The organism is Desulfovibrio sp. (assembly GCF_047607245.1).
Lineage (GTDB): Bacteria > Desulfobacterota > Desulfovibrionia > Desulfovibrionales > Desulfovibrionaceae > Desulfovibrio.
The window spans coordinates 22,858-34,679 of the sequence record NZ_JASGDK010000036.1; the positions used below are offsets into that span (position 1 = coordinate 22,858).

Genomic DNA, 11,822 nt, shown 5'->3' on the forward strand with positions numbered 1-11,822 from the left:
AAATGCTCTAACGATATTATGCGCAAGGAGAAGACATGGAGTTCAACTCGTCCCTGGTAACCCTGTTTGAAGTGAGCTGGGAGGTCTGCAACAAGGTGGGCGGCATACATTCCGTTGTCACCAGCAAGGCTCTTCAGGCTGTGGAACATTTCGGCGAAGACTACTTTCTTCTTGGCCCGGCCCTGAAAGAAAACCCCGGTTTTGAAGAAACCGACGAGCACGCCTGGGATTCCCTGCGCATAGGCCTTGCCACGCGGGACCTCAAGTGCCGCCTGGGCCGCTGGAACATCCCCGGCCGCCCCAAGGTCATCCTGGTGGAATTCGAAAAACGCTACTCCAGCAACCAGCTGCTTTTCGAAATGTGGAAAAACTACGGCGTGGATTCGCTTTCCGGCGGGTGGGACTATATTGAACCCGTTATGTTCGCCGCTACCTGCGGCGAGGTCATCGCCGCCGTGCACGAAAGCCGGGTGGAACCCATGCAGGGAAGCAGCGTGGCACTCTTCCACGAATGGATGTGCGCCGCAGGGCTGCTTGCACTCAAAAAACTTGCGCCCGAGGTTGGCACGGTGTTCACCACCCATGCCACCATGCTGGGCCGCGCACTGGCCGCTACCGGGCGCGACATCTACACCAACATGCGCAACATCAACCCGGCCAACGAAGCCGCGGCCCTGAATATTACAGCCAAATGGTCTATGGAAAGCACCGCCGCCCGCGAAGCCGACGCCTTTACAACCGTGAGCCCCATTACGGGCGAAGAATCCACGGTTTTTCTGGGCCGCCAGCCGGACGTCATCACCACTAATGGCCTGGATCTGCGAGTCATACCTGACTATTCTGAAGACCGCAGCGTTCCTCTGGCTACCCGTGCAAAGGTAATGGAAGCCGCAGGCCGCTTTTTGCGCGCGCCCCTGCCGGAAAATACCAGAACTTTTGTCATTTCTGGCCGCTATGAAATGCACAACAAGGGCGTGGATGTTTTTCTGGACGCCCTGGCCCAGGCAGACCGCAACCTGACTGGCACGGACGCCTCCATTCTGGTTCTCTGCCTGGTCATGGGCGGGCATATGGGAGTAAACCCGGCTGCCATCTCCGGCGACCCGGCAGATACAGACAACGGCCAGCCCTTCATTTGCACCCATCAGGTATGGAACGCTCCCGAGGACCCCATTATCAACGCCTGCCGACGTCTTGGGCTCAATAACAAGAGCGAAAGGCGCGTCAAGGTCATCTTTGTGCCAGCCATGCTTGACGGGCACGACGGCTTTTTCAACATGCCCTACGAAAAAGTTCTGGCCGCCTGCGATGGAGGATTTTTCCCCTCCTGGTACGAACCCTGGGGATACACCCCGCAAGAAAGTGCCGCCTGGGCCGTGCCCACCCTCACCACTGACCTTTCAGGCTTCGGTATGTGGGTCAAGGAACAGATGAAGGAAGAGGGCATGGACCGCAGGGGCGTATATGTCATGCCAAGACGCGGCACAAACTTCGAACAGAGCGCCAATGTGCTGCACGAAAAAATACTTGCGGCAACCGCAGGCTCCGAAGAGGAACTGCACAACTGGCGAGTGCGCGCCCGTAGCCTGGCCGAAAAAACCTCATGGGGATATTTTTTCGACAACTATATAAAGGCCTTTCAGATCGCCCTTACCAAATCCGACACCCGAGCCGACCACGATGCGGGACACGGCGCGCTTACGCGCGTACTCACGGCTTCCTGCTCTGCTACGCCTTTTTTACGTTCCATCATGGCTGTTGCCGAAGTACCCCGCGAGCTTCTGCGCCTGCGCGAACTGGCCCAGAACATCTGGTGGTGCTGGCACGACCATGCCAAAGCCCTCTTCATGGCCCTGAATCCGCAGCTTTGGGAAGCCTGCCGCAATCCGCTCAAAATGCTTGAGGAGGCATGGCCCGCACGCTTCAAAGAACTCATGGAAAATGAAGAATATATGGCCCTGTACCACAAGGTGATGGACAAGTTTGACGCCTACATGGCCGAACCCATCCGTTCCCTCAGCGTGGACGTGACGCCGGAACACCCCATTGTCTACTTTTCCACGGAATACGGGCTCAATGAATCCATACCCATCTATTCCGGCGGTCTGGGCGTGCTTTCAGGCGACCACCTCAAATCAGCTTCGGACATGGCCCTGCCCCTGGTTGGCATCGGCCTGCTCTACAAAAGCGGCTATTTCATGCAGGAAATAGACTCCAACGGCCGCCAGGTCGCGCAATACCCCGTCAACAATTTTGGGCAGATGCCCATCAAACAGGTGCACGACGCTTTGGGCGAACCCGTATACGTGCAACTGGAGCTGCCTGGCCGCATCCTGTATGCCCGCGTGTGGCGTTTGCAGGTGGGCCGGGTGACGCTTTACCTCTTGGATACGGACACTGACCGCAATACCGACGAAGACCGCCGCATCACCGACCGCCTGTACGAGGCCAACCGCGAAACGCGGCTGTTGCAGGAGATTCTGCTGGGTCAGGGCGGCATGCGTCTTTTGCGCACCCTGGGCATCATCCCCAGCACCTACCACATGAACGAAGGGCATTCAGCCTTCATGGCCCTTGAAAGAGTGCGCGACTGCATGACTCAGGGCATGGACTATGAAGAAGCGGTGGTGCGCGTGCGTTCCAATACGCTCTTCACTACCCACACCCCCGTGTCTGCGGGCAATGAGTCCTTCTCTCTTGAGCTCATGAGCCGCTACTTCGGCGGCATGGCGCAAAATCTGAATCTTTCATGGCAACAGTTTATAAAACTGGGGCAGATTGAAGGCGGCGACAGTCAGGCCTTTGAAATGACGGTGCTGGCGTTGCGGCTCTCTTGCTGGGCCAACGCGGTCAGCCGACTGCACGGCGTCGTTTCGCGCCATATGTGGAACAAGCTCTGGAAGGGACTGCCAACGGCTGAGACTCCCATAGGGCACGTCACCAACGGGGTGCATACGCCGTCCTATGTGGGCAGCTGGATGCACGAACTGCTGCACAAGTATCTTGGCGAAGGCTGGATGCAGGCCCTGCCCGGCGCTGGCGTGTGGGACAATGTGGACGCAATACCCGACGAAGCCTTTTGGGCTGCCCGCCAAAACCAGAAGGAAGCGCTGCTTGACGCCTTGCGCAAGCGGGTTCCCGTCTTTGCGCAGCGTTTCAAGCTGGACCCGGCCACCCGCAAGGGCATGGAGGCTCTGCTCAAACCAGAAACCCTCATTATCGGTTTTGCCCGTCGTTTCGCGCCATACAAACGCGCCACACTGCTTTTTGCCGATCCCGACAGACTGGCGCGCATTCTCAACAATCCCGCCCGGCCTGTGGTGCTGGTCTTTTCCGGCAAGGCGCACCCTGCGGATGAGGCAGGCATCAACCTCATTCAGGAAGTTATGCGCATGTGCCAGGACGAACGCTTCCTGGGGCGCATTTTCTTTCTCGAAAACTACAGCCTGTCCGTGTCGCGGCTCATGTCGCAAGGCTGCGACGTGTGGCTCAACACGCCCCGCCGCCCGCACGAAGCATCTGGCACGAGCGGCATGAAGCTGCCCGTCAACGGCGGCGTCAACCTGAGCATCTCTGACGGCTGGTGGTGCGAGGGCTACAACAGGCAGAACGGCTGGACCATCGGCCCCGTAATCACCAACGAACTGCCCAGCAGCGAACAGAACGACTATGTGGATGCCGAATCCCTGTACAACCTGCTGGAAAATGCCGTTCTGCCCCTGTACTTTGAGCGCAATCAGAGTGGCCTGCCCACGCAGTGGATCGCTATGGGCAAACGCTCTCTCAAGAGCCTGACCGCCATGTACAGCAGTAACCGCATGCTTAACGACTACATCCGCCAGTATTATCTGCGGGCGGCCCGGCGCCGCAATATGCTGGCTGATGACGACTGGGCAGCCTGCCGCCAGCTGGCCGTCTGGGAAAAAGACCTGCCCGCCAGATTCGGCACCGTCAAGGTAGAAGAAATGCTTGTCAGTGGTGTGGAAAATAACACAATGATATGCGGCGAACCTGTGAGCATACGCCTGCGTTTACAGAAGGGCGAAATGAAATCTGAAGAGATTCTTGTTCAGCTTGTCATTGGCCGTGCCCTTATTGACGGCAACTTCATCGACAAACCGGAAATACTGCGCCTTGAACCGCGCGCTACAGACAACGGCAACGGCGGCATGACCTATTCCGCAACATACATACCGACCCACAGCGGGCAATACCGCTATGGCGTCCGCGTCATGCCCTTTCACAAGAATTTGTCCACGCCGCTGGAAACAGGGCTTGTTTTGTGGACGTAGAAAAACTGCGTTTGTGCGCTGTTGCCCAGTCTTACCTGTGTGACGGCCGCGGCGCACCTACACAGTGAAACAGACAGAACATCACGCTAAGATAGCCGAAGCGGGCCCCCTTGGGTGGCCCGCTTCATTGCATCTTTGCCTGGACAATGCTGTCATTTTGAACCGTTTTACTGTTCAAAACCACTCTGAAAAGCACGAAGCTTTCTGCTGAGTATACAGCCCGCTACGACGCGCCGCACTCTTGTGCAGCGTCAGGTATGACAAGCAGCTTCGGCTCTACCCACAAATTACAGATATTTCACATCTGCCCGGCAGGTCAAAAACGGCCCGTCAAGCATACTCATAGCGTCCAGCAACAAGGCGCGGTAGCTGCCCGTGCCGCCTCCGGCATTGGCCATATTTTCCGCAGCTATCTCGCCTGCAACCCCCATACTGCTTACTGCGCACAAGCAGGCCTGCGGAGCCTCGGCGGGCAGCACGCCAAGGCAGCAGCCAATAATTGCAGCAGACATACAGCCGGAGCCAGTGATGCGCGCCATAAGCGGATGCCCGTTGCGCACTGTCCATACGCCGTCAGCATGGGCCACAATATCAATGGCCCCGCTGATCACGACAACGGCTCCCGTGCTCTCGCTCAACCGCCGGGCCATACTGGCCGCGTCTTTCAGATTGCCCTCGGTCACAAGAGACGCACCTTCAGCATCTACGCCTCTGGCTCTGGCATCTTCGCCAGCCAGAAAACCTATCTCGGAAATGTTGCCCTTGATGGCCGCAAACCGCACTTCTTGCAGCAGACGCTGCAAGGTATTGTTACGCAAGGTTGAAGCCCCCGCGCCCACAGGGTCAAGCACCACTGGCCGCCCCAGACAGTTGGCACGCCTGCCTGCGGCAAGCATAGCTTCAACAGTGCGGCTGTTGAGCGTGCCGATATTGATGACCAGTGCTTGAGCCAGAGACACAATATCTTCCACTTCCGCCACATCGTCGGCCATTATGGGCGACCCGCCAGCGGCCAGAATTATATTGGCGCAATCGTTAACCGTGACGTAGTTCGTAATGCAGTGCACCACGGGGCCACAGCGCCGTACGGTATCCAAGATATCTGCAAAAACTTTCATGCTCTTTTCCTCCCGGCCATAGCCGAAAGTTCACCGGTGGCGGCTTCCGCATGGACGAAAAACATTACAAACTGCATACCGTACGGCCTGCCAGCGGCAGACGGCACATACGCCCCGGTAACGGGCAATAACAAACCCGCCCAGAACTGAAACGGCCCCTGCCGGGGCCGATATCCATCAGGGCTTTATGTAGGCAAAGCCTTCGCGTTGCAGGCGCACGATCTCCACAAGGCCAGCAGGCACTACGTCGCAGCCGGGCCAGATGTCTTCTTTGGTCATACTGTTGTCGGCCAGAGCGTTGGCGCAAAGCAGAATGCGCAAACCCTGATCCTGAAGAGGGGCAGCCAGAACGCGAAACTCTTCATTACTCTTGCTGAACTGGGTGACGGCCGGGCCGTTGGCCACAACAACAAGCTGAAAACGCTCGCCGGGCAGTCCCTTGATGTAGTTGGCCGCGTTTTTCAACACGAGTTTCAGCATGGAGGGTTCCTTGCTGTCTATATGCAGGCAAAGATCGTAGTTCATATTCGTTCTCCATAAATTTGAAGCCGAAAAGTGTTTGACGGCGGCGCGCATTGCGGCGATATCGGACACGTCTCTGTAGTAGCAGGGCCGCGCTGGTTTGCCAAGCGACAGGCTGCCCAGGCAAGCGTAGCTAGCCAACATTGCTGATAAAACAGATTCTGATATGCGAATGTTTCTTGCTAAGAATCTTCAAGCGGCGTATTGTGCCATATGCGCAGTGTATTCAGCACAAAACTCCTGCGGTCTGCCCGACCCCGCCATGCCGGAAGCCCTTCCGGCGGGTACGAAGGCCCGTGGTTTGCCCCGCTGCGCTGTCTTCTGGCGCTGATGTTGCTGTTGCAGCTTTCCGGCTGCGGTCTGCTGTCTGCAAAAGTTGAAGATCCCCACGAGCAACAGGAGCAGGAATCCCTTGAAGCCGCATGGCGCGGCGATCCGGTTCCCTATACCCTGCGCATCAAGGTCAAGGACGGCCCGTCTTCCCTTGAAGGCAAGATGAAGTCTGTAAGTCAGCTGGAGCAGCTCGCCAAAGAGCCACCCGACAGCATGCTGGCTCTGGAAAGACGCGCCCGCGCCGACGTGGAAACAGCCGTCAAACTTCTGCACTCCCAGTGCTATTATGAGGGCACTGCGGGTTTCAGCTTTGATGAAGAAGCCAAACCCGTTCGCGTGACCCTCACCCTCACTGCCGGGCCGCGTTATACGCTGGGCCGCGCTGATGTGAGCTATGAACCGCCGCCCGACGTTCCCGGGTATTTCAAAACGCGCGAGCGCGAAGTGGGCTTTTGGGGGCTGGAAACCAAAACTATGCCGCCGCCGTCCTTTCCCGCAAGCGTGCCGGGGGTTACAGTGGGAAAACCCGTTGTGGCAGATACACTGCTGAACGCGGTTGCAGAGCTGCCCGAAAAACTGCGTAACCAGGGCTACCCGCTGGCCGAAGTTGCCCAGTCCCGCTATACGCTTGACCCCGAGAAGCGTCAGGTCAATGCCGACATTGTGGTGAAAACCGGCCCTCCTGCCCTTATGGGCAGCGTGGATGTAAAGGGCAACCAGGGCGTCAATTCTTCGTACCTGCAAAGGCTCACCCCCTGGATTCCCGGTGAGGAACCCTGGGACGATGAGCTGATGGACGACTACGCCAACCACCTGCGCGGGCTTGGGCTTTTCCGCTCTGTAGAAATACGCCCGCAGGAAGAGGCGCTGGCCCGAAAGAACGCCGCCGCCATAAATGGAGCCCCCACCAAAAGCAAGGACGGCGTGCCCGTGCTGCCCCTTGAAGTCACGGTGGCAGAACTGCCCTTCCGGTCTGTGGGCGGCAGCGCCCGCTATGACACGGATACAGGCATTGGCGTGGAAGGTTTTTGGGAACACCGCAATCTTTTTGACAATGGCGAAAAGCTCGTTGTCAGCGCACCTATTGCCACGCAGGTGCAGGGCATCAAGGCTGCCTTTGAAAAGCCGGCCTTTCTTGTGCGTGAGCAACGCCTGCTGGCGTCTGCCTCTGCCCTGCGCGAAAATACAGAAGCTTACAAAAGCACGGCAGGCAGTGCCTCCGCCGCGCTTGAACGGCGTGTTTCACGCTTGTGGTGGGCCAGTATCGGAGCCGGGGGCCAAAGCGGCTCCATCAAGGAAAACGACAAGGTCGAGCAGTTTTACGGCTACGCAGGCCCCAGGGCCAGCGTGCGGCGCGACAGCCGAAACAATATCCTCAATCCCACGAGCGGCTCGGAAATTGTCCTCAAAGCCAATCCCAACTCCGGATTTTATGGCGAAAGCTTCACGGTTATGGCCGGATCGCTGGAAGCCAGCGGCTATTACGCTCCTTTCCGCAAAGACGGGCGGCCTGACGACAAGCTCGTTCTGGCGGGCAGGGTTGAAGCCGGGGCCATGTCAGGTGCGGCTTTGCGCAATATTCCCGGCAGCCTGCGCTACTACGCGGGCGGCGCTGGCTCTGTGCGCGGCTATCCCTACCAGTCCGTTGGGCCGGAAGACAAAAATGGCGATCCCCTTGGCGGGCGCTCTTTTCAGGAAGTCAGCCTTGAGGCGCGCTATAAAATTACTGAAGATATAGGGTTGGTGCCCTTTCTGGACGGCGGCATGGTCTACAGGGACGAAGTGCCCCGCATTATCGGTGATATGGACTGGGGCGCGGGCATCGGTCTGCGCTATTACACCCCCATTGGCCCGCTGCGGCTGGACATCGCCACCCCCCTGCAACCGCGAGACGGCGATCCCCCCGTACAAATCTATGTGAGCATAGGGCAGTCTTTCTGATGACGAGCGCTTCTACAAAGCCTGGGCAAACTGATCTTACTGCGGGCGGCTTAAAGGCCGAGGCCGCAGGTTCAGCTTCTGCCGCGCCCGAAACGCCAGCTTCCGGCATATCCGGCGCTGGTGTGGCGTCCGTATCCAACGGGGCTGGCAAAGGGTCGGGCAAGGGTAAAAAAACGCGGGAACGCGCCGCCCGCATCTGGTCTGTGCTGTGGCGTGGCCTGGCCGTGCTGCTGCTTGTGTTGCTGCTTTTTCTGGCTGGCGCGCTGCTGGCCCTGCGTAGTGAAAGCGTACAGGCATGGCTCAAGGACGAAATCAACGCAACGCTGGCCGCTTCGGCGGCAGAAAGCGGCCTGCACATACGCCTGACAAAACTTTCCGGCTCACTACCGTTCACGGCTGAAGTTGGGCTTGAACTGGCAGATGCCCAAGGCCTGTGGCTCGAAGCGCCTCAAAATATCTTTGTGTGGGACTGGGCCGCCCTGCCGGGCAGTTTGCGCATTGCCGAACTGACCAGCCGGGAACCGCGCCTGCTGCGCCTGCCGGATCTGCCGCCATCGCCCCCTGCGCCGCCCTCTGCGCCAATGACGGAAAAAGCCCTGCGCACAATTCTGGGGCAAACCATCCGGACCCTCAACAGTTTGCCCGGCTGGCTGCCTGAGGTGCAGCTGGACCGTCTGGCCGTTGTGAACGCGCAGCTTCCCGAATTTCTGCTTGGTGGCGTCGTATCAGCAGACGCAGCGAAAAGCGCAGATAAAAACGACGCTGCTGACAACGAGGGCATGGACAACGAAGGCGCGGGCCAGACAGACACCCCTGACAACGAAAATATCAATTCCAAAGCGAAAAATCCGGGTGCGCCTTCAGAAGCCCCCGGCGACAAGGATGTGGCGAACAGCAGTGCTTCAGCTTCTTCCACTCCGCCAGCAGACAGTTATTTTCTGGCGAATTTTGACGCTACCCTCAAAGCGGGAAGCGCTGGCGGCAACCTCAATGCTGTGCTGGCGGCTTCTGGCCTGAACAACGCCCCCCTGCAGCTGCCCGGCGCACAAAGCGGCGGCCTTGAAACACGCCTTGAGGTAACGTTTGTACCCCGACGCAGCGAATCGGACACGCCTTCCCATGTGACGCTTGCCATAAACAGCACGCTTGAAACCAAAGTCCTGCCCGCCGACCCTGCCGGGCAAACAGCCAGCCAAGCCTTACCCAGTGATGCGCTGCTGCAAACCAGCGGAGCCAAGGGCGAAGATTCTGCCGACCCCACACCGCCTGCGCAAACCACCGGAGCTACTGCCAACGCAACCGAAACGCGCACACCAGAAAAATTTGCACCAGCAAAAACGCCCCCTGGCCCTCTGGCGACGCTGATCGGCGAAGGCGCACGGCTTATTCTGATTTTTGAATGCCAGATGACTACTTTGGAAAATCCCGCTTCGGCAGACAGCCCAGAAGCACTGGCCAGCAATGCCCGCATAGGCCTTTCTGGATTTGCCCTCGAGGCTGGGCCGCTGTCCCTGAAAGGACACGCGATCTGGCAAGACCACCCTGTTCCGCCCGCTACAGACTCCGCGCACCCCGCACCTGCATCACATACGACACTTCAACCTACAGCTGAACACGACTCCTGGCTTTCCGGGCCTGTTTTTGTAGACGTAAAGATCAACCTTGCTGCCAGCAAAAATGTGTCCACCACGGCCGGACAAAACGCAACTTCGGAAGAAAGCGCCAATCCGCTGGACATGCTGGCCGCCCCAGCCACAGCAATTCTGACCGCCAGGGGGCCACTGGCAGCTCCTGACCTCAACCTGCGGGTAGAGTGCGCCGACCTGCGCATGGGCGCGCACAAGCTTGAGCAGGCGGTGGTAAATCTTGGCGCGACGCCGCTGAACTGGGATGAAGTGCTGCTTGTGGTTGAAGACCACGAAAATAACTTTGCGCCAGCCAACAGCGCTCCTGCTGCTTCAAACACTGCCCGGACGGAACCTTCCAGTGCCGCGCAGAACAAAGACGCTGCGCCTCAAAAAGATGCCCCGGCAAAAAACCCGCAGCTTACAGCCCAACTGGACGTGAGCGCACGGTGGGACAACCAGCCCCTGAATTTTGAAAGCCAGATCTTCGCAGGTCGCGACGATGAAAATATCTTACAGGCAGGCCTGCGCAAACTGCGCCTCAACGCTCTTGGGGTAGAAGCTGCGGGGCAACTGGCGGCAAGCCTGCCCCCCGGTTCCATGCCTGCCTGCAATGGCAAACTTGATGTGCGAGTGGTCAACTGGGCGGCTCTTTCTACCCTTGTGCCTGGCGCGCGCCTTGACGGTGAAGCTGCCCTGAGCCTTGAACTGAAAACCGAGCGCGTGGCCGCAGTTGCAACTGAAGACGGCGCGGCAGGGCAAAAAAATCAGAACAGCCAGAATACTTCTGTATCAGCCACGCAGGCAAACCTAGAAAATACGCCTGCCACGCCTGCGCTTTCCAGTGCCGAAGCCGCCGCTTCTGCCGATAAGGCAGCGGCAACGCCCGCACAACGCTACAGTCAGAAAGCCGAACTGCGGTGGAACGTGCCGCGCCTGAGTTACAGCGCTGGTTCCGGTGCTCCCCTGACCTTGCAGGGCCTTGCAGGAGAAGTGACGCTCAAGGATATTTTTGCTGCGGGCAATCTGGCCGCACGTCTGGATCTTGCCAGCGTGCGCCAGGGCGATCTGAACCTTGGGGCCAAGGTGCGTGCAAGCGGCCCCCTTAATGGCCCTCTGGAAGCCAGTGTGGAAACAAGCGGTTCTGTGGCTGCTCATGTCAACGCCCGCTGGCAGCCGGGGCTTGTGCAGGTGCAAAGGCTTGAAGCGCATTTAAGCGGCCGCGACCTTGGTCTCAAAGCAACACCGGGAGCAACCCTGCGCTATGGAGATTCCGGCCTTGATCTGGCCGGACTGGACATTCGCCTTGTTCCCGGCGGCAGGCTGCGCGCGCAGGCGACCCTTGGGCAAGACAAACTTGACGTTCGCCTGGACCTGGAAGAACTTGCCCTTACCCCGTGGAAAAAACTGGTGCCAGCCCTGCCAGAAGGCACGGTGGAAGCCCGCGCCCGCCTTACAGGCAGCCCGTCACGGCCCGGTGGTGATTTTCGCCTTGGCGTGCGTCAATTGCGCATACCGGGCAGCCCCCTGAAACCCCTGAATCTGGGATTGGCTGGCCGCATTGAAGCCAGCGGCGGCTCCAGTGGCAGCCTTGTGGCCCGGCTTGAGGTGGACAAGGAAAGCGTTCAGGCGCTGGGCGGCAGCGAAGCGCGCCTTGAGGTGCGGCTACCCCTGCTTTTCGGCAAAGACGGCCTGCCTCAGCCCAACATGCAGGGTCCCCTGCGCGGTCAGGTACGCTGGACAGGAGCCGCTGGCCCACTGTGGTCCCTGCTCCCCATAGCGGACCAGCGCTTTGCAGGCAATGTAGCCGTGGCCGTGGATCTGGGTGGAACCCTGACTGCCCCGTCCGCCAAGGGTTCTGTGGTGATAGACAAGGGCAAGTATGAAAACCTGCTGCAAGGCGTGCTGCTGACCAATATCAATCTGCGCCTTAACCTTGAAGAAGGCCGTGGAGGCAACTCCGGCAAAAAGCAGGGTGGCCTGCCCGGCAT

Annotated in this window: 5 protein-coding genes; 3 read left to right on the forward strand and 2 right to left on the reverse strand. The window is 58.9% G+C overall.

The window, feature by feature from the left end:
- Window positions 1–35: 35 nt before the first annotated feature.
- Entirely contained in the window at window positions 36–4,292 is a 4,257-nt protein-coding gene (gene glgP / locus QM579_RS02785) for an alpha-glucan family phosphorylase (RefSeq protein WP_414997700.1), read from the forward strand.
- Between the two features lie 287 nt (window positions 4,293–4,579).
- On the opposite strand, the gene thiM is transcribed toward glgP, so the two are convergent.
- A complete protein-coding gene (thiM, locus tag QM579_RS02790; protein ID WP_414997701.1) occupies window positions 4,580–5,410 on the reverse strand; it encodes a hydroxyethylthiazole kinase in 831 nt (276 codons plus the stop codon).
- Between the two features lie 177 nt (window positions 5,411–5,587).
- Window positions 5,588–5,935, reverse strand: coding sequence for a DsrE family protein (locus tag QM579_RS02795; RefSeq protein ID WP_414997702.1), 348 nt, complete (start codon window positions 5,933–5,935; stop codon window positions 5,588–5,590).
- Window positions 5,936–6,145: 210 nt separating this feature from the next.
- Here QM579_RS02795 and QM579_RS02800 point away from each other — a divergent pair, with 210 nt between their 5' ends.
- Window positions 6,146–8,206: an autotransporter assembly complex protein TamA gene (locus tag QM579_RS02800; RefSeq protein WP_414997703.1), complete on the forward strand. Its 2,061-nt coding sequence runs from the start codon at window positions 6,146–6,148 to the stop codon at window positions 8,204–8,206.
- A partial coding sequence (locus QM579_RS02805; RefSeq protein WP_414997704.1) for a hypothetical protein occupies window positions 8,206–11,822 on the forward strand: 3,617 nt, incomplete at its 3' end. The genes QM579_RS02800 and QM579_RS02805, both read left to right, overlap by 1 nt.